At 40.0% G+C, this 19,156-nt stretch carries 21 protein-coding genes; 12 read left to right on the top strand and 9 right to left on the bottom strand.

Annotated elements, in window-relative coordinates; translation table 11 throughout:
• Positions 1-81: 81 nt before the first annotated feature.
• On the top strand, positions 82-543 hold the full coding sequence (locus ACO05G_RS14300) for a MaoC family dehydratase (RefSeq protein WP_421763364.1): 462 nt from the start codon (positions 82-84) through the stop codon (positions 541-543).
• A 61-nt stretch (positions 544-604) separates the two neighbouring features.
• Here ACO05G_RS14300 and sucD read toward each other — a convergent pair whose 3' ends face one another.
• Positions 605-1,477, bottom strand: coding sequence for a succinate--CoA ligase subunit alpha (gene sucD, locus ACO05G_RS14295; RefSeq protein ID WP_421763363.1), 873 nt, complete (start codon positions 1,475-1,477; stop codon positions 605-607).
• A 357-nt stretch (positions 1,478-1,834) separates the two neighbouring features.
• On the opposite strand from sucD, the gene ACO05G_RS14290 reads away from it, so the two are divergent.
• The 3 genes from ACO05G_RS14290 to ACO05G_RS14280 are packed head-to-tail and all read left to right on the top strand — an operon-like array spanning position 1,835 to position 4,607.
• Complete coding sequence (locus ACO05G_RS14290; protein ID WP_421763362.1) at positions 1,835-3,154, top strand: HTTM domain-containing protein; 1,320 nt, start codon at positions 1,835-1,837, stop codon at positions 3,152-3,154.
• Complete coding sequence (locus tag ACO05G_RS14285; RefSeq protein ID WP_421763361.1) at positions 3,147-4,166, top strand: threonine aldolase family protein; 1,020 nt, start codon at positions 3,147-3,149, stop codon at positions 4,164-4,166. The genes ACO05G_RS14290 and ACO05G_RS14285 overlap by 8 nt, the downstream gene beginning before the upstream one ends.
• Positions 4,167-4,193: 27 nt before the next feature.
• Positions 4,194-4,607, top strand: coding sequence for a hypothetical protein (locus tag ACO05G_RS14280; RefSeq protein WP_421763360.1), 414 nt, complete (start codon positions 4,194-4,196; stop codon positions 4,605-4,607).
• Here the strand turns inward: ACO05G_RS14280 and ACO05G_RS14275 are convergent.
• Positions 4,595-5,488, bottom strand: coding sequence for a DMT family transporter (locus tag ACO05G_RS14275; RefSeq protein ID WP_421763359.1), 894 nt, complete (start codon positions 5,486-5,488; stop codon positions 4,595-4,597). The two genes, ACO05G_RS14280 and ACO05G_RS14275, sit on opposite strands and share 13 nt — an antisense overlap.
• A gap of 56 nt (positions 5,489-5,544) precedes the next feature.
• On the opposite strand from ACO05G_RS14275, the gene ACO05G_RS14270 reads away from it, so the two are divergent.
• Complete coding sequence (locus ACO05G_RS14270; protein WP_421763358.1) at positions 5,545-5,844, top strand: hypothetical protein; 300 nt, start codon at positions 5,545-5,547, stop codon at positions 5,842-5,844.
• Entirely contained in the window at positions 5,845-7,113 is a 1,269-nt protein-coding gene (locus ACO05G_RS14265) for a replication-associated recombination protein A (protein WP_421763357.1), read from the top strand. It begins immediately after the preceding gene.
• On the opposite strand, the gene ACO05G_RS14260 is transcribed toward ACO05G_RS14265, so the two are convergent.
• Complete coding sequence (locus ACO05G_RS14260; RefSeq protein WP_348281970.1) at positions 7,110-7,877, bottom strand: hypothetical protein; 768 nt, start codon at positions 7,875-7,877, stop codon at positions 7,110-7,112. The two genes, ACO05G_RS14265 and ACO05G_RS14260, sit on opposite strands and share 4 nt — an antisense overlap.
• A gap of 66 nt (positions 7,878-7,943) precedes the next feature.
• On the opposite strand from ACO05G_RS14260, the gene hutI reads away from it, so the two are divergent.
• Both hutI and ACO05G_RS14250 read left to right on the top strand, forming a co-directional pair.
• Positions 7,944-9,161 carry an imidazolonepropionase gene (hutI, locus tag ACO05G_RS14255; RefSeq protein WP_421763356.1) on the top strand — a complete coding sequence of 406 codons (1,218 nt, stop codon included), beginning with the start codon at positions 7,944-7,946 and terminating at the stop codon, positions 9,159-9,161.
• A 1-nt stretch (position 9,162) separates the two neighbouring features.
• Positions 9,163-10,098, top strand: coding sequence for a formimidoylglutamase (locus ACO05G_RS14250; protein WP_421763355.1), 936 nt, complete (start codon positions 9,163-9,165; stop codon positions 10,096-10,098).
• Here ACO05G_RS14250 and ACO05G_RS14245 read toward each other — a convergent pair.
• Together ACO05G_RS14245 and ACO05G_RS14240 are read right to left on the bottom strand one after the other, a co-directional pair.
• Positions 10,088-10,678 carry a hypothetical protein gene (locus ACO05G_RS14245; RefSeq protein WP_421763354.1) on the bottom strand — a complete coding sequence of 197 codons (591 nt, stop codon included), beginning with the start codon at positions 10,676-10,678 and terminating at the stop codon, positions 10,088-10,090. The genes ACO05G_RS14250 and ACO05G_RS14245 overlap by 11 nt on opposite strands.
• A 69-nt stretch (positions 10,679-10,747) precedes the next feature.
• A complete protein-coding gene (locus tag ACO05G_RS14240; RefSeq protein ID WP_421763353.1) occupies positions 10,748-11,779 on the bottom strand; it encodes a helix-turn-helix transcriptional regulator in 1,032 nt (343 codons plus the stop codon).
• A gap of 86 nt (positions 11,780-11,865) precedes the next feature.
• Here ACO05G_RS14240 and ACO05G_RS14235 point away from each other — a divergent pair, with 86 nt between their 5' ends.
• Both ACO05G_RS14235 and ACO05G_RS14230 read left to right on the top strand, forming a co-directional pair.
• Complete coding sequence (locus ACO05G_RS14235; protein WP_421763352.1) at positions 11,866-13,167, top strand: NTP/NDP exchange transporter; 1,302 nt, start codon at positions 11,866-11,868, stop codon at positions 13,165-13,167.
• Complete coding sequence (locus tag ACO05G_RS14230; protein ID WP_421763351.1) at positions 13,130-14,050, top strand: aldo/keto reductase; 921 nt, start codon at positions 13,130-13,132, stop codon at positions 14,048-14,050. The genes ACO05G_RS14235 and ACO05G_RS14230 overlap by 38 nt, the downstream gene beginning before the upstream one ends.
• Here ACO05G_RS14230 and ACO05G_RS14225 read toward each other — a convergent pair.
• Together ACO05G_RS14225 and ACO05G_RS14220 are read right to left on the bottom strand one after the other, a co-directional pair.
• Positions 14,043-14,423, bottom strand: coding sequence for a RidA family protein (locus tag ACO05G_RS14225; RefSeq protein WP_421763350.1), 381 nt, complete (start codon positions 14,421-14,423; stop codon positions 14,043-14,045). The genes ACO05G_RS14230 and ACO05G_RS14225 overlap by 8 nt on opposite strands.
• Positions 14,424-14,489: 66 nt before the next feature.
• Complete coding sequence (locus ACO05G_RS14220) at positions 14,490-15,317, bottom strand: mechanosensitive ion channel family protein (protein ID WP_421763349.1); 828 nt, start codon at positions 15,315-15,317, stop codon at positions 14,490-14,492.
• A 172-nt stretch (positions 15,318-15,489) separates the two neighbouring features.
• On the opposite strand from ACO05G_RS14220, the gene ACO05G_RS14215 reads away from it, so the two are divergent.
• Positions 15,490-17,163: an alanine/glycine:cation symporter family protein gene (locus ACO05G_RS14215; RefSeq protein WP_421763348.1), complete on the top strand. Its 1,674-nt coding sequence runs from the start codon at positions 15,490-15,492 to the stop codon at positions 17,161-17,163.
• Positions 17,144-18,340, top strand: a complete 1,197-nt coding sequence (locus ACO05G_RS14210; protein ID WP_421763347.1) for an alpha/beta hydrolase-fold protein — start codon at positions 17,144-17,146, stop codon at positions 18,338-18,340. The genes ACO05G_RS14215 and ACO05G_RS14210 overlap by 20 nt, the downstream gene beginning before the upstream one ends.
• On the opposite strand, the gene ACO05G_RS14205 is transcribed toward ACO05G_RS14210, so the two are convergent.
• Entirely contained in the window at positions 18,337-18,690 is a 354-nt protein-coding gene (locus ACO05G_RS14205; RefSeq protein ID WP_421763346.1) for an MmcQ/YjbR family DNA-binding protein, read from the bottom strand. The genes ACO05G_RS14210 and ACO05G_RS14205 overlap by 4 nt on opposite strands.
• Positions 18,680-19,129: an SRPBCC family protein gene (locus ACO05G_RS14200; RefSeq protein WP_421763345.1), complete on the bottom strand. Its 450-nt coding sequence runs from the start codon at positions 19,127-19,129 to the stop codon at positions 18,680-18,682. Before ACO05G_RS14200 ends, ACO05G_RS14205 begins: the two co-directional genes overlap by 11 nt.
• Between the last annotated feature and the right edge of the window lie 27 nt (positions 19,130-19,156).

Genomic DNA, 19,156 nt, shown 5'->3' with positions numbered 1-19,156 from the left:
TAATCTGGGTGTTGTATTTTCACAATGAATATATCCCGAATTATTCGGGTTAAGCTAAATTCACATTTTCAAAACAAGACTATGGCTAAACTAATCATCAATAATCACGAAGAATTTGAAGCACACCTGGGCAAGGTGATGGGAGAGTCCGAATGGCACCAGATCACACAGGAACAGATCAATAAATTTGCAGATGCGACGCTCGATCATCAATGGATCCATATAGATGAAGAGCGAGCAAAGAGTGGACCTTTCGGAACTACGATTGCTCATGGATATCTCACCCTTTCTTTAATGCCTTATTTGTGGGAGCAGATCGCTCAGTTCAACAATGTGAAGATGTTGGTCAATTATGGAATGGATCGGTTGAAATTTGGGCAAGCGGTAAAAGTTGATAGTGAGATTAAACTTACAGCTACCCTGAAATCCTTGGTTAATCTTAGAGGGATATCTAAAGCAGAGGTAGATGCCTTACTGGAGATAAAAGGAGAGAAGAAGCCAGCGTTTACCGCCACAATGATCTTCTTGTATCACTTTGAATGAATTGAAAATAAACGGCATAAAAAAGCCCCTTTCAAGGGCTTTTTTATTTGGTATTCTACTTTCAGCTCAGAGCTTTTTTCATAACCGCTCCGATATCAGCAGGAGAGTCTACGACATGTAGCCCGCATTCTCCCATAATTCTCATTTTTGCTTCAGCAGTATCATCTTTTCCACCAATGATAGCCCCAGCATGCCCCATTCTTCTTCCCGGAGGAGCTGTCTGGCCAGCGATGAAACCAACTACAGGTTTTTTATTCCCGTTTTCCTGAATCCACTTTGCAGCATCTGCTTCATATGATCCTCCAATCTCTCCAATCATTACAATACCATCTGTCTCCGGATCTTCCATCAACATTTGTACTGCTTCTTTAGTCGAAGTTCCAATGATTGGATCTCCACCGATACCGATGGCAGTGGATATTCCCATTCCTGCTTTTACTACCTGGTCAGCGGCTTCATAGGTAAGCGTTCCTGATTTGGATACGATTCCTACTTTTCCTTTTTTGAAAACAAAGCCAGGCATGATACCAACTTTCGCTTCTTCCGGTGTGATAACTCCAGGACAGTTTGGACCTACAAGTACCGCACCTCTTGACTTGGCATAAGGTTTTGCAGACATCATATCCTTTACAGGAATTCCTTCGGTAATTGTCACAATTACTTTGATACCGGCATCTGCAGCCTCCATAATCGCATCTGCAGCAAAAGCAGGAGGTACAAAAATGATGGTCACGTCAGCACCGGTCTGATCTACCGCTTCTTTAACCGTGTTAAATACCGGCTTATCAAGATGCGTTTGTCCACCCTTGCCTGGTGTAACCCCACCAACGACATTGGAGCCATATTCGATCATCTGACCGGCGTGAAAAGTACCTTCTGAGCCTGTGAAGCCCTGAACTATGATTTTAGAATCTTTATTTACAAGAACACTCATTTCTATTAGATTTTCCGCAAAAATATACGATTAAAACTGACTGCCAATTACTTAAGCGATATCCATTTACAAAAACATGAAATATTGGGGGTTTTACTTTCTGAAAGAAAAATTTTATTCTGATTTCAGAGTCAGATTGGCACACTTTTCGCTTTTTGAAAAATGATTTCTTTATTGAGGTTTGTAAACTTTCGATGAACTCAGTTATCGAATAGTTAAAGATCGTTAAACAGCTAAACCTCAATGAAATGGAATCGTTACAAGTAAGTAAGTAATTAATCCTCTTCATATTTACTTAGGTTTAGAATTAAGGAGCTTTCGAGCTCCTTTTTCTATTTTCACAGCATAATAGTAATTATGCTTTCCAGAATTCGAACATTTTTTGGTACTGAGATAGATAATAGCCCGCTGGTTTTGTTTCGAATGATCTTTGGTTTTCTGGCTGCTGCAGAAAGTTTTGGAGCAATTTTCACAGGCTGGGTTCACAAAGCATTTATTGTCCCCCAATTCACCTTTACAGTAATTGGTTTTGAATGGCTGCAACCACTTGAGGGAGATGGAATGATCTACTATTTCATCATCATGGGGACCTCTGCTATTTTCATCATGTTAGGCCTGTTTTATCGCGCCTCTGCTTTTACTTTTTTTAGTATGTGGACCTTGGTCTACATGATGCAAAAAACACATTATAATAATCACTATTACTTATTGGTTCTTTTGAGTGCCGCAATGTTGCTGCTCCCCGCCCATAAGAGTAAATCACTGGATGCCAAGTTAGGATTTACTGTTGGAAAGGAAACATGTGCGAGGATCTGTCATTGGTTTTTCATTATTCAGATCATAATCGTATACACTTATGCCAGTTTTCATAAAATCCATTTGGACTGGCTAGAGGCCAGACCTTTGAGTATCTGGTTTAATTACAAGTCGAGTTATTGGTTAATTGGTCCGCTGCTGCAGGAAAAGTGGTTTCAATATGCCATTGCATGGGGAGGGATTGTATACGATGGTACCATCGTTTTCCTTCTACTTCACCCAAAAACAAGAAAACTTGGTTTTGCGTTATCAATTTTCTTTAACCTCTTCAATTCATTTGTCTTTCAAATTGGTATTTTTCCTTATTTGATGATTGGACTCACCGTCTTCTTTTTCCCACCTGAAACCATACGAAAGACCTTTTTCAGAGGAAAAGCCAAAGTGTATCCGATTAGAAAAAAGCTTAGCCTGGCATGGACGTTTGTTCTAATCGGCTATTTCATTTTTCAGGTATTACTACCTGTCAGGCATCATTTAATCAAAGGAGATGTATCTTTTACCGAGGAAGGGCACAGGCTGTCGTGGCGAATGATGTTGCGCGCAAAATCAGGAACGATCAATATGTATTTAGTAGATAAACAATCCGGGGAAAGAGAGCAGGTTGTACTTCGCGATTATGTTTCACCACACCAAAGGGCTGCATTAGCCGGCCAGCCGGATATGATATGGCAACTGGCCCAGCGAATTAAAAACGAAAAAGCAAAAGAGGGCAAGGAAGTATCCGTTTATACAGATGCTAAAATTTCACTTAATGGGCATAAAAGAAAGACTTTGATTGATAAAGAAGTAGACCTTGCAAATGTTCCATGGGAGTCTTTCAGGCATTCCAATTGGATTTTAACTTACGATTCTTATGATTGATTTACGAAGCGATACGATTACCAAACCTACGCCTGAAATGCTGCAGGCTATGATGTCAGCCGAGGTGGGAGATGATGTGTTCGGGGATGATCCAACTGTAAATGCTCTTCAGGACAAAGTGGCAAGCTTGTTTGGAATGGAGGCGGCACTTTATTGCCCTTCAGGAACTATGACTAATCAGATTGCCATGCGTATTCATACCCGTCCGCAGGATGAAGTGATTTGTCATAAATACTCGCATGTTTATTTATATGAGGGTGGGGGCATGATGTACAACTCAATGCTTTCTCCTAAACTTTTGGAAGGTGACAGGGGAATGATTTCAGGCGAGCAAGTAGCGGAAAGCATTAATCCGGATGACATTCATTTTCCAAAATCAAGTTTGGTTGTCCTTGAAAATACGATGAATAAAGGTGGAGGTGCTGTATATAAACTAGAAGATATACAGGAAATACGAAAAGTCTGTGATGAGAAACACTTGAAATTGCATCTGGACGGTGCACGTTTTTTCAATGCCATTGTCAAAACCGGAGAGAATCCAGTTGATTATGGACAGTTGTTCGATACCATTTCCATTTGTTTTTCTAAAGGATTAGGCGCTCCTGTTGGATCAGTTTTGCTTGGCACTAACGATCAAATAAAGGAAGCAAAAAGAGTCAGGAAGGTGTTTGGCGGAGGAATGCGACAAACGGGATATTTAGCTGCTGCGTGTATTTATGCACTGGATAATAACGTAAAAAGATTGGCAGATGATCATAATAGAGCAATTGAAATTGGGAAATGCCTGGAAGAATTGTCTTTCATGGATGAGGTGATGCCTGTTGATACCAATATTGTAATTGGCAAATTGATAAATGGAAAATCAGAGAAATGGCTACTTGAAGAACTGGAAAAGTCCGGAATTCTTGCTGTAGGCTTTGGAAAGGGACTTGTTCGCTTTGTCACTCATCTTGATTTTAATGACAAAGATCTGGATCAATTTACCACTTCTATCCGTATGATTAAAGACTAAACTTCGTTATTAAATGAAAGTATACGAATGAAGATTGTGATAACCATATTCATGTTAGTTTTTTTGTTGGCATCCTGTAAGTCAGATGATCATAATGTTTCCTCTTATCAGGATGTTATAATAAATGAGGCGCTTTATAATGAAATTAGCACTACAAACTATTCAATTACAGAAGCTGAAATTTCTGGCGATTCACTGAAAGTAACTATTCAATCTTCGGGTTGTGATGGAAGCGAATGGGAAGTAAAACTGGTGGACTCAGGGGCTATCGCAGAATCTTATCCGGTTCAGCGATTTGCTAAAATCTCATTGAAAAATGCAGAGCTTTGTGATGCAATCGTCACAAGAAATTATTCCTTCAATCTAACTCCACTACAGGTGGAAGATCAACTGTACCTGAATTTAGAAGGATGGGAATCCCAACTCCATTACGATTTTTGATTCGCTGTTTTTTTCGTAACCAGATAAACCCCAACAAAAACAAATGTTGCGGCTAATAAGTGCTTCAGTAAGAATACCTCCCCAAAGAAAAGGATGGCGGTAACAGTGGCAAAAACAGGTTGCAGATAAATAAACGCTCCGACTACCGATGAATCAACTCTCACCAAAGTCCAGGCATTAAGGAAGTACACCACAACTGTTACAATGAGGATTGCATACCCCATGCTCCACCAAACTTTAGTAGGTAAACTAGCAAAGTCTACACTGGTGGCTTGAGATAAGCCAACTGGAATCACGAAAATGATTGCGATGGTGAAAACCCAGGTTACGACTGTCATTGGGCTGTATTTTTTCATTAGGGGTTTCACCAGCACCAAATAACAGGCATAACTCGCAGCATTTATTAAAACCAGAATATCTCCTTTCCAGTCACCGCTGGTGAATAAAGTGTCTGGTTGGTACAGAATGATCAGTGCGCCTATAAGTCCAACAACGATCCCAATAATTTTTGTTCTGGTGATTCTTTCTCCAATAAGAATGGAAGCCCAGATAAGAACTAAAACTGGCGTTAAGGTCATGATAATTGATCCATTAACAGCTGAGGTCAAGCTTATCCCTTTGTAAAAAAGGAGTTGATTGACGGCAACACCGGTCAATGCGCAGGTGGTGAGCCTCCATCCATCTTCTTTCCAGTTTATCTTCTCCCGACTGAAGAAATGAATGATCCAAAAAACTGCGGAAGCTATGATCACCCGGAAAACGATGAAGCCGTAAGGTCCGACATATTCCGGGACTACAATTTTTAGCACGCTGTAATTGATGCCATAGAAAAGACTGACGATGGTAAGCGCAAAATATGTTTTGAATCCCGACCAATTCATGCCGCAAATGTATGCTGAGAGAGAGGTGAGTTTTGGTTAATTTTAAAAATAAAATTATGAGGTATTTATTAGGTATCTGCATACTGGTAAGTCTGAGTTCATGCACAGATAAAGACCTGAAGAAAGAGAACCAGGAATTACTAACAATAACTAAGAACCTTACAGAAACAGTAGAAGAATTAAAATTGCAGGTCGAAAAGCAACAAGAATTGGCAATGAACGCGGCTGCAGAGGCGAGAATGGCTGAAGCAGAAGCCATGCTTCACATGGAAAAAGCGAGAGCAAATATAGATGAAGCACAAAAACAATATCAACTGGCAGAAGAATTACAGAAAAAATTAAAAGACTGCCAATAAATGTTTCAAGACACCTCTCCACTCGCCGAGCGAATGCGTCCTTCAAAACTCTCTGATCTCGTTGGTCAGGAGCATCTGGTTGGAGAAAATGGCGTTCTAAAAAGAGCAATTAGTTCAGGTCAGGTTCCATCAATGATCTTGTGGGGGCCACCCGGGACGGGCAAGACTACCATTGCCAATATTATCGCCAATGAGGTAAAGAGACCCTTCCATACTTTGAGCGCAATAAGTGCCGGAGTAAAAGAGGTACGAGAAGTGATTCAGATTGCCAGCAGAGGTAACAAGTCCATTCTTTTTATAGACGAGATCCACCGATTTAACAAAGCTCAACAGGATGCTTTACTTGGAGCAGTAGAGAAAGGAACCATTACATTAATTGGTGCGACAACTGAAAATCCAAGTTTTGAGGTTAATTCGGCATTGATTTCTCGGTCTCAGGTGTACACATTGAATGCGCTGACTAAGGAAAATTTGCTCGTCCTTGTTGAGAAAGCACTTCAGCAAGATGAAGAGTTAAAGAAGGATGAAGTAGTCCTGAAAGAAACGGAAGCACTTTTTAATTTATCCGGAGGTGATGGCAGAAAGCTCTTGAACCTTCTGGAGTTGGTAATCAAGAGTGATGAGGGGGAGCAAAAAATAATAACTGATGAAAAAGTGATTGCAGCGGCACAGCGTAAAACGGTGCTTTATGATAAGAAGGGTGAGATGCACTACGATGTGATATCTGCCTTTATCAAATCCATACGAGGAAGTGATCCAAATGCAGCTGTGTATTACCTGGCCAGGATGATCGAAGGTGGGGAGGATGTTAAGTTTATTGCCCGAAGATTGGTCATACTTGCCTCTGAAGATATTGGAAACGCCAATCCAACAGCTTTGGTAATGGCAACCAATGCATTCCAGGCAGTGAACCTGATAGGGTATCCTGAATCAAGAATCATTTTATCACAATGTGTGACCTACTTGGCTTCATCTCCAAAAAGTAATGCCAGCTATATGGCAATCAATCAAGCCCAATCACTCGTTCAAAAAACCGGTGATTTACCTGTGCCAATGGCCGTTCGAAATTCCCCAACGAAATTGATGAAAGACCAAGGGTATGGGAAAGGCTACAAGTATGCGCACGATCATCCACTGAATTTCGCAGAAATGGAATTCTTACCAGACGAAATCAAAGGAACAAAGCTCTATGATCCTGGAAAGAACGCCAGAGAAGAAGAGCTTAGAAAATTTCTCCGAACCCGATGGAAGGAAAAGTACGGATACTAAATTTTAAAAGCTACCCCAAACTTTAAGACAAGCAGGTCGGTCGTAGATTCTCTTGGTTGATTTTCGTAAGACAGATTATCTCCGGATACAGTATTTCTATCATAGGTACCAGGATCCCCATTGAATTCGACTGTCCATGCAGACGTATCATCTCCATCGTAATAACGAGCTCGTTGACCTTTGAAAAAATCTGCTCGTAAGTCAATAAACACACTTGGCCCGACTTTGATAAGAAAACCACCACCGTATCCATAACTAAATATCCAGTCATCTAATACGGTTTTTCTTGAGATAACATTGTCATCGTCATCATCTGACCATCTGCCGTCAACTGACCGATCAATTATTTTAGTATTAGTAGATATATATCTAAAACCAATCAAGCCCTCGACGTAGGGTTGAATTAATTCGAAAGGAGCTACTGCCCGCATAAAAAGATGAGTTCCGAAAATACTGTTTGTGTTGGTCACTCTCAGCGGAATTATTAATTGATCAATTAATTGACCATTGGCTACAATATCTGCTGTCAAATCATGGTCTTGTGAATTAAGACCATAAACCATGTAATTGATATCTGCACCCAGATAAATAGGAGTCCCTTTTTGGAAAGGGAAGGCAAAAGATAAATCACCACCAAATCCGGTAGCGTCTGTATTTTCTCTGAAGTCGTTTTGGGGTAAACCAAAAGTAAGCGATAAGCTACCCATTTGAGCAAAACATAAATTCGTGAGAAGCAAAGCTGATAATACAAGAATATTTTTCATGATGAGTGTGGTTCGTGATACTTTAGCAAAAATCGTAACTTTTGCAATTAATTCAATTATCGTACCATGTCGAAACTGATTGGTCCATTTAAAGAGATCATTACCTTAGCAAAAACACCAGATAAAGGGTCTTTAGATGATTCTAAGCTTGATATTATCAAAAATGCGGGTGTTTTAGTTGAGGAGGAAAAAATTCTAAAAGTAGGTAATTTTGAAGCCTTGAGAGGGAGTGCGGATACTGTTGAAGAAGTAATCGGTGAGCACGTTTTACTTCCTGGATTAGTTGATTGTCATACACATCTGGTGTGGGGAGGTACTCGAGCAAGAGACTACACGCTTCGCATGTCAGGTGAATCCTATGAAAAAATTTTGGAGCAGGGTGGAGGCATTTTTGATTCAGTGGAGAAAACACGAGCCGCTTCAAGTGAAGAACTAAAAGCAGGTCTTATAAAAAGAGCTAGTAGACACCTAAATGATGGAGTAACTACCATTGAGGTAAAAAGTGGGTATGGACTTGATGTTGAGAATGAATTGAAAGTACTGGAGGTAGTAAAGAATGCTAAGGCTGATATCGCTGCGGATTTGATACCTACCTGTCTGGCTGCTCACGTTTGTCCTAAAGAGTTTGCTGACAAAAAGGAATTTCTTACCTATCTGGAAAGGGAATTACTTCCACAGCTTATGGTAAAAGGCCTTACAAGTCGTATCGATATTTTTGTTGAGCCTTCTGCTTTCCCTGTTGAAATGGCAAAAGACTACCTGGCCGCTGCGAAAAAACTAGGCTTTGACCTAACCGTACATGCGGATCAATTCCATACTGGTGGAAGTCAAATTGCTGTTGAATTAGGAGCAAGAAGTGCGGATCATTTGGAAGCGAGTACGGAAAAAGAAGTAGCGCTTTTAGCCAAATCTGATACTGTTGCTGTAGCTCTGCCTGGCGCAAGTATAGGATTGGGGATGCAGTTTACCCCAGCATGGAAACTATTAGATGCAGGAGCGTCATTAGCAATATCCACAGATTGGAATCCGGGTTCCGGTCCAATGGGTGACCTGTTGGTACAGGCTTCTATTCTGGGTATATATGAAAAGTTAAGCTCGGCTGAAATTTTCTCAGGGATAACTTTCAGAGCAGCAAAGGCACTTGGGTTGAACGATCGGGGTAAAATAGCAGCAGGAATGAAAGCAGACATGATTGCATTTCCTGTGAATGATTACAGAGAAATCTTATACAATCAAGGGAAGATCAAACCAGACATGGTTTGGAAAAACGGTAAACATATTTGATATGTACAGACCAGGAAATCAATCTATTTGGAAGGGTAGGCAAGACCCGGGATCGGTCAGAGATGTTTGGCATCAGGTGGTGCAAACAGCCGATTTGAATGCACAAATTCCTGATGGTTTTTGTTTTCTGGGGTTTTGCTCTGATGTGGGAGTCAAACGAAATCTAGGCAGGGTTGGTGCTGTTGATGGTCCCGATGCGATACGTAAAGCCATGGTTAATCTAGCTGTTCACTTTGATGAGAACATAAAGTTGACAGATGTTGGAGATTTAGTGGTAAGTGGAGAACAGTTGGAGAATGCACAAAGGGAATTGGCTAGATATATTGAAGCAATACTTAAACATGGATCTTTTCCTATCCTTATGGGGGGAGGTCATGAGATCAGTTATGCTCATGGCAAAGGGGTATTAGATACATTTCCTAATGAAAAGGTTGGTATAATCAATTTTGATCCTCACTTTGACCTGAGAGCATATCCTCAAGGAGCACATTCAGGCAGCTGGGCACATCAGCTTTTTGATGAGTTTGAAAACTTCCACTACCTACCGATAGGCATCAATGAAGCAGTAAATATTTCATCAATGTTCGAACTGATGCGAAATAAAAATCAATCTTTTATTTCGATCGATGAATTACTAGGGGAATCGGAGGAGGATCTTTTAGCACGAATCAGTTATTTCATTGACCAAATGGATAAAGTTTGTATTACGCTTGATTTGGACGTATTTTCTGCTGGAGTCGCTCCTGGTGTGAGTGCAGTAAACCCATACGGTGCATTACCCCATCACATAAAGCCTCTTATGAACAAAATCTTGCAATCAGAGAAAGTTGTAAGTTTTGACGTAGCAGAGATGAGCCCTAAACACGATGATGGTCGCGCTGCTAAGCTGGCAGCCAGCTTTGTTTATGATGTGGTAAATCGAAAAACTAATCCATAACCTTCCTGCCGGTTCCTTTTACTGTTAGGTTATATTCTGTGATAGGCATATCAGAGAAGTTGGCAATATTCGTTCTTTCAAAGTAGGTATAGTCTTCATTGAACATATATGTATCCACATATCTTTCCAGCATGTTGTTTTGAACATTGAGGTTCCCGCGGATAATGAACATTCTGGATATGGAATCGTAAGTCATTGTTTCTATTCCTGTTGCAGGCCAATTACTGTATAAGCCAATCCGTTCAAATGAACTTTCAAATTTTCCATAACGAATCGACTCTTGAAATTCCCTGGTACGTCCCATCAGGTGTTTGCGTTTTTCGTCTGTTTCTACAATTTCCAGGTAGCCCCTAGAAGTCAAAAACATCGGAATACCTTTGTAGCTGAGTTCATATTCATTTTCCTGATACCCTTTTTCTACAAAAATCGGATATGCATTAGGTTTATGAGTATCGTAAATTTCAAGTGTTACTTCCCATTTTCCGATAAAAAAATCTAAATCCTGGACTGTTGGAGTTGGTTTTTGTGATACAACTAGCAACGGTGCACAAAATAATATTAAGATCAATAGCTTTTTCATGAGTGTTTTTTGATCGTAAGACTATTACCCGGAAACGGTATTTGCTTATGAATTAATTAACCGGTCAGACTATTTAACTAAAGAGTCAGTGGATGTCTTTCTAAATTCAGAAGGGGAGGTGCTGGCTAGTTTCCTGAAAGCAGCATTAAAAGATGAAAGTGAATTAAACCCGCATTCATACGCTATCACTGCAATTTTATGATTGTTGAATTTAGGATCAAGTAGGAGTTCTTTTGCCCGATCAATTCTGTACTGATTGGTAAAATCTGAGAAACTTTGATTCATGTTTTCACTAAAGAATCTTGAAAGCAAGTGCTTTGGAATAGAGGTAAGCTGTGAGAGAGTAGTTAAGCTAAAATCACTATCCAGGTATGGTTTCTGATCTATCATCACACTTTCTATTCGTTCTCTATGATGAGCAATTTGATCTGGGGTCAGGTTAATGTTTTTATACTTTTTCTTATCCCCCAGCGGGGTGAATATTTCCTGATTCGAAAAAAGGATGAAGCTTATGATGTAGATAACAATTGAATAAACAACCGGCCCTGTGATGTAGGGATTTAGTCCAAATATGTAATTGGTAAAGTATGAAATACAGAATACTGAAACGCCTAGAAACAGGTTTCGGTACCAAGGGAAATAAATTTTTCGCTCACTGTAAATAACCCAAAGAAAGTAAGCACTAAAGAGAAGAGTAACAATCGTATAATATAGTAACGCCTGATATCCACCCACGTACCAAAAGTTTGAAAGGGTCAGGAAGGGAGCGGTTATTAGTAGCAGAATTCCTGGTAACAAAACCAGCAATCGGCTGAAGGTACTTTTAAGACGAGCTGACTTGTGAGCGAAATATATCACAAGAAGCGAGCCTATGAATCCATGTGCCGCAAAACCGATATTCAGGAATACATCGTCATTTATATCGAAAAAATACCACCCAATTGACTTGACCAATCGAAGGGTAATTGCCAAAAGGAGCGAACCAAGCAGGATTCTTTCACTTTGCTGAATATTCTTTGAAGAAAAGGTGTAAATGGACAGAAACAGACTTTGAATGACTCCTGCACTGCAAAATATCAGCAATAGTGAATTGTAATCCATTTACGATAAAAGCGCTAATTAATTAATAAACCTAACAGATTAATTAATACGGAAGGCATCATAGAATGGATAACGTAACTAAGTCCATGAATCAGAAACAAATGGGCTTAGTGAAAAAAGCATTTAAGATTTCCCATGAAGAACTGAAGCCGATATTGGCCTCTTTCCTTTACTTCTTTTTTTTGATGAGTAGCTATTTCATTCTCAGACCGGTGAGGGATGAAATGGGGATACAGGCAGGAATTGAAAACTTGCAATGGCTGTTTACTGGCACATTCATTACCATGCTTTTGATAGTTCCAATTTTTGGCTATCTGATGAAACGATTCCAAAGACAAAAGCTAATTCCGGCGATTTACATTTTCTTTTGTCTCAATATTCTGATCTTTTATGGCTTCTTCTCATTTTTTACTTCGCCCTTCATCTCTGTTATCTTCTTTGTCTGGTTGAGCGTTTTCAACCTCTTTGTCATATCCATTTTCTGGAGCTTCAATGCTGACATCTTTAGTTCCGATCAGGCTAAGCGACTATATGGTCCTATTGCAGCTGGAGGTAGTTCGGGTGCTATTTTTGGTCCTGTTATCACTTCGTCTCTGGCTGGACAAATAGGGGTGATCAACTTACTTTTAATTTCAGTCCTGCTCTTAGGCTTAGCCACTTACTTCCTTAGGCGATTGATAAAGCATTCGAATGTTTGGAGAGAAAAAAAACTTGTAGCACCAATCGAAGGAAGTATTTGGGAGGGTCTCAAACTGATGATCCGGTCTTCATATCTAAAGCAAATAAGTCTGTTTGTGCTGTTGTATACTTGTATCTCTACCTTTCTTTATTTTGAGCAGGCACACATCATATCAGAAGCATTTACAGTTTCGGAGGATCGTACATCTTATTTTGGATTTCGGGATTTGCTGGTCAATACCAGCACACTCTTTCTTCAGTTTTTCATCACCGAGCGCATTTTACGAAAAGCAGGAATCATTTTCTGTCTGATTTTAGTTCCTGTGGTGGCCTCATTTGGGTTTCTCTCTTTAGGGATTAGTCAGTCGGTTGTCGTGTTATTGATTGTGCAGGTTTTATACCGTTCGCTCAACTTTTCTATACAGCGACCATCACGCGAAGTACTGTTCACCAAAGTGAGTGTACAGGAAAAATACAACGCCAAGAATTTTATAGATACTACTTTATACAGAGGTGGAGATGCACTCAGCGGCTGGCTTTTTGCCGGTCTTTCAGCACTGGCATCATTGCAGGCAATATCATTTCTGGCCATACCTCTGGCAGTAGTCTGGGCACTTTCCGGATTAAGAAGTGGCAAGCTTTTTAATTCAATGACATTTAACTTAGATAAAAATGAATTACAAGATGTTATCACGAAGAAGAGCGCTTAAGCAACTAGCTGCAGGATGTATCGCCATAGGAATGCCTAAGGTGTTGTTCTCACAAAACGATCAAATCATGAAAAGGGCGATTCCTTCAACGGGAGAAATAATTGGTGTGGTAGGTCTTGGTACCTGGCAAACATTCGATGTTGGTAATTCCTCACCAGAGCGAGAGCCGCTGAAAGCTGTACTGAAAGCTTTGGTGGACGGAGGTGGAAATGTTGTTGACTCATCTCCAATGTATGGTTCCTCTGAAAAAGTTGTTGGTGATCTGTCCACAGAACTGGGACTAAAAAAAGATCTTTTCTACGCCACAAAAGTGTGGACATCAGGAAAGCAATCCGGCATTGATCAAATGAATGCTTCGATGCTAAAAATGAAAGCTAATCCGATGGATCTTATGCAAATTCACAACCTTCAGGATTGGAAAACACATATTAAAACACTTTACGATTGGAAGGAGCGCGGACTCATTCGATATATTGGAATTACACACTATGTTAATAGCGCTCATGATGATTTAGAGCGAATCATTAAATCCGAAAACATTGATTTTGTACAAGTCAACTATTCCATTAATGATCGAAATGCAGAAAAATCACTACTGCCTACCGCAAAAGATAATGGCGTTGCGGTATTAACCAATCGTCCGTATTCCGGTGGTTCCTTGTTTAGAAAAACAAGTGGACAGCAGTTGCCTGAATGGGCCGCTGAGTTTGAATGCAAAAGCTGGGGGCAGTTTTTTCTGAAATACCTACTGGCCAATGATGCGGTTACATGTGTAATACCGGGTACATCCAAGGAAAAACATATGATTGACAATATGGGGGCAGGATATGGCAGATTACCAGATGAGAATCATAAAAAAAAGATGATTGAATTGATCAGCTAGAAATTATTGCGGTAGCCTCAATCTCAATAAGCATATCAGGCTCAATCAAAGCGCTTACTTGGACCATACTAGTTGCAGGTTTTATTTTGGTAAATACTTCACCATGCGCTTTTCCAATTGCAACCCATTGAGATATATCAGTGACAAACATCCTTGTTCTGACAACATCTTCAATTTTGCCTCCAGCTTTTTCAATAGCTTCTTTAATTATCTCGAGGCATACTTTGGTCTGCTCATAAGCATTTTCCCCTACAGTTTTACCATCGCGTACCGGAGCTGTACCTGAGACTTCTATGGTGTTGCCAACACGTACTGCTCTGCAGTAACCAATCTGATCTTCCCATGGTGCTCCGGATGATATATTTTGTCTCATTCCTATAAAAGTAAAAAAGTCCGATTCGAAAACCGGACTTTGAACTTTTTTATTTCGTGATTTTCATCACTCCTTGTGCACATGAACATCCATTTGTGGAAATGGAATATTCAGTCCAACTTCATTGAATTTATTATACACTTTCTCGTTCATATCAAATTTGACTGGCCAATAATCGGAAGCTTCGACCCATAGCCTTACCGTGAAATTCACTGAACTATCTGCTAATTCTGCTACAGCAATAAAGGGTTCCGGATCCTTTAAAATACGATCATCGGCATTAATTAATTCCATTAATGTCTCTCGAGTTTTTTCGGTACTATCACCATATCCTACACCAACTGTTAGGTCCACTCGTCTTCTTGGTTCTGCAGAGTAGTTTGTTAATGAAGAATTAGCAAGCCCTCCGTTTGGTATTATAATGGTTTTATTATCTGGTGTTTTGAGGATCGTATTAAATATATGTATCGCATTAACTGTTCCGGAATGATTTGGGGTATCTATCCAATCTCCCACTTTAAATGGCTTAATCAAGAGTATGATTACTCCTCCTGCAAAATTTTGTAATGTTCCCTGAAGTGCTAAACCTACTGCCAAACCGGCCGCTCCAAGAACCGCGACGAAACTTGTAGCCTCTATGCCTACCATTCCAATAACAGAAATGAAGAGCATAATTTTTAAAACAGCCCCTAACAAAGATTTTAAGAACGGGCTCAATGACGGATCCACGTTTCTTTTGTTCATGGTCTTTCCAAAGGTTCGAACCAGAATACCGATAATCCATAATCCGATGATCAGCGTTAGTATGGCTGTTACAATTTTTGGACCCCATGTCCATAAAAGATCAATAAGTTGTTCCGAATGTTCAGTCGCGTCAGTTACTAATTCTTCCATCGATTTGTGTTTAGGTTAAGAAAAAGATCAATTTAAAATAAAAAATAGACCTCCTACATAATTGTGATTATGTTTTTGACAACTCGTTTGTTAATCAATTGTTCAATAGCCTGATTGATTCATTAAAAATCCTATTTTTGTCCGATTGCTAAAAAGCTAACGAATAGATTCAATGCGTGAACTCAATGATTTTCTTTCCTTAATTGATAGCTTCATAGGAAGCTCGGCTTGGTTTCCCTATGCTCTTTTAGGTACGGGGTTATTCTTTACTATCTATCTAAAATTCCCTCAAATAAGATACTTCCGATTCGCTTTTAAAGTGGTTAAAGGAAAATTTGATAAAGAAGATGATGAGGGTGATACCAATCATTTTCAAGCATTGACAACAGCCCTTTCCGGGACTGTTGGGACTGGTAACATTGCCGGAGTTGCTCTTGCGGTCCATATTGGAGGACCAGCTGCCGTGTTCTGGATGCTCATGACAGCAGCGGTAGGAATGTGTACCAAATTTGTTGAGGTAACACTTTCACATAAATACAGAGAAAAAACAGCAGATGGTACAATGGCTGGAGGCCCGATGTACTACATGAAGAATAAGCTAAACATGGGATGGCTGGCAGCAATTTTTGCCGGAGCTACTGTTCTCTCCTCGTTTGGAACTGGTTCACTGCCTCAAATCAACAGTATTGCAGATTCATTAAATGCCACTTTCGGTTTTGATGAGATGCTTGTAGGTGGTATTCTGGCCGTGCTATTGGGACTTGTAATAATTGGAGGGATTAAACGAATTGCTGCGGTTACATCCAGATTGGTTCCAGCCATGGCATTGATTTATTTCGTTGGAGCTTTTGCGGTAATCTTTTATAACATCGGAAATATTGTTCCTTCATTCGTTTCCATTTTCGCAGACCTATTCACGGGATCTGCTGCTACAGGAGGTTTTCTAGGGGCTTCTATAGCCTTTGCCTTCAATAAAGGCGTAGGCCGTGGGTTATTTTCAAATGAAGCTGGTCAGGGTAGCGCACCTATTGCTCATGCTGCAGCAAAGGGTCATGAGCCAGTATCAGAAGGTTTTGTGGCAATTCTAGAGCCATTCATTGATACAATTGTAATTTGTACGGTAACGGCTCTCGTTCTTTTATCATCAGGTGTGTGGAACGAGAAATTAAATAACGAGTTTGATTACACAGACATGTCGATTGTTCAAGGGCTATACACGGACGCAACAGATGAAGGCAAACAAGAATTATACGGACACATTAGTGAAACAAATTCACTGCCGCTGTTTAATGGATCTCTCAATGTTGTAGAAGGTAAAATTCAAGATGAGGTTTCAATCATTAATGCAAGATCGTTGGCTGAAGAAGTACTGATCTCTAAAGAAGGAAATCTTATAAACGGAGCGGTAAATATCATTGATGGTAAACCGGAGGACTTGCTTTTGGTCTTTGAAGGAAAATCGCTTGTACATAGTGCGCCACTTACTGCAGAGGCATTTACACGGAGCTTTTTTGGCGAATCGGGAAAATACATTGTTTCAATTGGTCTATTGCTATTTGCCTTTAGTACGGCAATTAGCTGGTCATATTATGGAGATAGAGCCATGACGTATTTGTTCGGACCTAAATCTGTCAAGTACTATCGCCTGGTGTATGTTGTTGCGTTTTTCGTTGCATCTTTTGCAGACACCACCATAATTTGGACCTTGTCTGGCATTACCATCGCTGTGATGACCCTACCTAACCTTTTCGGTATCTTGATGCTAAGAAAAGATATGAAGCAAACAATTGCTGAATATTGGGATGGATTCAAAAAAGAATATCCGGATGAGAAAACACCTGAGTAGTTTATGTTTAGGATTGGTACTATTCTCATCCCAATCCTGCAAGCAAGACACATCTGTAGCGGATCAAGAAAAAATCGTTATTGAAAGCTTTTCTGAGCTCATTGAGGCTGTTAATCTTTCGGATTCATCGGATCAACACACCCTAGTGGAAGAGTTTCTGGATTCATTAGAAACTCCTTTTATTGAAAATGATACAGAGACCTATTTCATATACTATGGCGATGTTAATAGTGTGCAGGTGGCAGGGGATTTTACCGGTTGGAATCCCACTGGGAGAAATTTTACCCAGCTGAGGGATACAGATTTGTGGTACAGAAAAGAGACCTTTGAATCAAATGCCAGACTTGATTATAAACTTGTAATTAATGGGTCTAACTGGATTCTGGATCCTAATAATCCAAATCGTATTGGGGGAGGGTTTGGAGCTAATTCAGAACTGGCCATGCCAGAGTATGTCCAGCCCGAGGAGATTATAGTGAGAGAGGGTACACCGAAAGGCACCACAACCAAGATTAATCTTGCAAGCTCCAATACAAGCAAAACCTATGATGTCCATGTTTACCTTCCACCATCTTATGACCCTACTGTGCAGTATAATGTAGCCTATTTCCAAGATGGAAATGACTATCTAAATCTTGCGTATTCTACTGTTGTAATGGATAATCTGATTGCGGATGAAAGAATTATTCCTCTCATTGGAGTATTTGTTGTGCCAAATGACAGGAACGTTGAATATGCCTTCGATGATCGGTTTGATTATACAGCATTTTTTGTAAGAGAGTTAGTACCCTACATCGATTCCAATTACAGCACAATTACTGCTCCTGAGGGCCGGGCCGTCATTGGAGATTCTTACGGAGGAAATATCTCTGCAATCATTGCCTTCCAAAATCCGGACGTGTTTGGAAACTGTGGCATTCATTCAGGTGCTTTTCAACCAAACAACTTTCATACAAATTCCATTGTCATGGATGGGGTGAAAAAAGATATCAAAGTGGCATCTGTCTGGGGTTCTTATGAAGGTAGTTCTCTACCACCTAATATGCGAAAAGTGAAAGATTACTTAATTGACACTGGGTATGAGGTTGTGTGGAAAGAACTTCCCGAAGGCCATAGTTGGGGATTATGGAGAGCGACTACTGACGATATGTTGGAGTTTTTCTTTCCAGCCGATTAAACTGGATCGTCGATTGATTTTAAAGTCTTCTTAGGTAGTTTCATCTTGATGAGTTCGTAGGACTGATCTAATATACCGTACCATTCTTTTTCAGGAATCATGCTTATATCCTCGACTGCAATCCACTTGTATCTTGCTAAATATGGAGCGGCTTTCATACCTGGCCGGTCTTGCATTTCTTCGAAATCATCATCGCTTACTTTGAACGAGGCGTTAATTGGCGTTTGGTCAAAGCCAAAAATTGCAAACATTTTCTCGCCCACCATGAAGGTAAGGTGATCTCCCCATTTTAATCCTTCCGTCACTCCAGGTTGCTGAAGGCAGTATGTCCTTATAGTTTCAATTTCCATATTGAGGCTTACCTTCCGCAAAAGATTTAAAGTCCTCCATGAAGATCATCGTTTGTTTTTTGAACGGTCCCTTGCCAGTAAAAAAGGACATGATCTTCATGAAACCTTTAAATTTAAATTCAGCCTCCGATCTCCATTTTGTCTTGCCATGAGCTTCGGAAAAATAATTTTTCTGGATGTTGGTCACTCCTTTTACAATGTAATTAGCGTGAAATTCTTCGGGTAGATTTCGATAGGTAATGGTTTCAATCATCTCAACCTCTCTTTTTCCCATTTTATACCTAATCAAGGATTCAGCACCTGGCTTACCAGGTTCACCGGAAACATGTTCAAAGTTGATGAACCCTTTTTGCCAGAACTTCATATTATCAGGGTTGTCAAAGAGTTTAATCACCTCATCTCTAGGCTTATCAATGACAATTTCACACGTGTACTTCATAGTAGTTTCTTTAGGTCAATGAAAGAT

This window comes from Ekhidna sp. (assembly GCF_965227465.1).
Taxonomy (GTDB): Bacteria; Bacteroidota; Bacteroidia; order Cytophagales; family Cyclobacteriaceae; genus Ekhidna.
Note: the sequence above shows the minus strand (reverse complement) of the source record. Positions and strands in the feature narration are given on the sequence as shown.

Excerpts from the sequence above, each read along its gene's own strand:
- ACO05G_RS14300 (WP_421763364.1), top strand. The coding sequence starts at position 82 with ATGGCTAAACTAATCATCAATAATCACGAAGAATTTGAAGCACACCTG.
- sucD (WP_421763363.1), bottom strand. The coding sequence starts at position 1,477 with ATGAGTGTTCTTGTAAATAAAGATTCTAAAATCATAGTTCAGGGCTTC.
- ACO05G_RS14290 (WP_421763362.1), top strand. The coding sequence starts at position 1,835 with ATGCTTTCCAGAATTCGAACATTTTTTGGTACTGAGATAGATAATAGC.
- ACO05G_RS14285 (WP_421763361.1), top strand. The coding sequence starts at position 3,147 with ATGATTGATTTACGAAGCGATACGATTACCAAACCTACGCCTGAAATG.
- ACO05G_RS14280 (WP_421763360.1), top strand. The coding sequence starts at position 4,194 with ATGAAGATTGTGATAACCATATTCATGTTAGTTTTTTTGTTGGCATCC.
- ACO05G_RS14275 (WP_421763359.1), bottom strand. The coding sequence starts at position 5,488 with ATGAATTGGTCGGGATTCAAAACATATTTTGCGCTTACCATCGTCAGT.
- ACO05G_RS14270 (WP_421763358.1), top strand. The coding sequence starts at position 5,545 with ATGAGGTATTTATTAGGTATCTGCATACTGGTAAGTCTGAGTTCATGC.
- ACO05G_RS14265 (WP_421763357.1), top strand. The coding sequence starts at position 5,845 with ATGTTTCAAGACACCTCTCCACTCGCCGAGCGAATGCGTCCTTCAAAA.
- ACO05G_RS14260 (WP_348281970.1), bottom strand. The coding sequence starts at position 7,877 with ATGAAAAATATTCTTGTATTATCAGCTTTGCTTCTCACGAATTTATGT.
- hutI (WP_421763356.1), top strand. The coding sequence starts at position 7,944 with ATGTCGAAACTGATTGGTCCATTTAAAGAGATCATTACCTTAGCAAAA.
- ACO05G_RS14250 (WP_421763355.1), top strand. The coding sequence starts at position 9,163 with ATGTACAGACCAGGAAATCAATCTATTTGGAAGGGTAGGCAAGACCCG.
- ACO05G_RS14245 (WP_421763354.1), bottom strand. The coding sequence starts at position 10,678 with ATGAAAAAGCTATTGATCTTAATATTATTTTGTGCACCGTTGCTAGTT.
- ACO05G_RS14240 (WP_421763353.1), bottom strand. The coding sequence starts at position 11,779 with ATGGATTACAATTCACTATTGCTGATATTTTGCAGTGCAGGAGTCATT.
- ACO05G_RS14235 (WP_421763352.1), top strand. The coding sequence starts at position 11,866 with ATGAATCAGAAACAAATGGGCTTAGTGAAAAAAGCATTTAAGATTTCC.
- ACO05G_RS14230 (WP_421763351.1), top strand. The coding sequence starts at position 13,130 with ATGAATTACAAGATGTTATCACGAAGAAGAGCGCTTAAGCAACTAGCT.
- ACO05G_RS14225 (WP_421763350.1), bottom strand. The coding sequence starts at position 14,423 with ATGAGACAAAATATATCATCCGGAGCACCATGGGAAGATCAGATTGGT.
- ACO05G_RS14220 (WP_421763349.1), bottom strand. The coding sequence starts at position 15,317 with ATGGAAGAATTAGTAACTGACGCGACTGAACATTCGGAACAACTTATT.
- ACO05G_RS14215 (WP_421763348.1), top strand. The coding sequence starts at position 15,490 with ATGCGTGAACTCAATGATTTTCTTTCCTTAATTGATAGCTTCATAGGA.
- ACO05G_RS14210 (WP_421763347.1), top strand. The coding sequence starts at position 17,144 with ATGAGAAAACACCTGAGTAGTTTATGTTTAGGATTGGTACTATTCTCA.
- ACO05G_RS14205 (WP_421763346.1), bottom strand. The coding sequence starts at position 18,690 with ATGGAAATTGAAACTATAAGGACATACTGCCTTCAGCAACCTGGAGTG.
- ACO05G_RS14200 (WP_421763345.1), bottom strand. The coding sequence starts at position 19,129 with ATGAAGTACACGTGTGAAATTGTCATTGATAAGCCTAGAGATGAGGTG.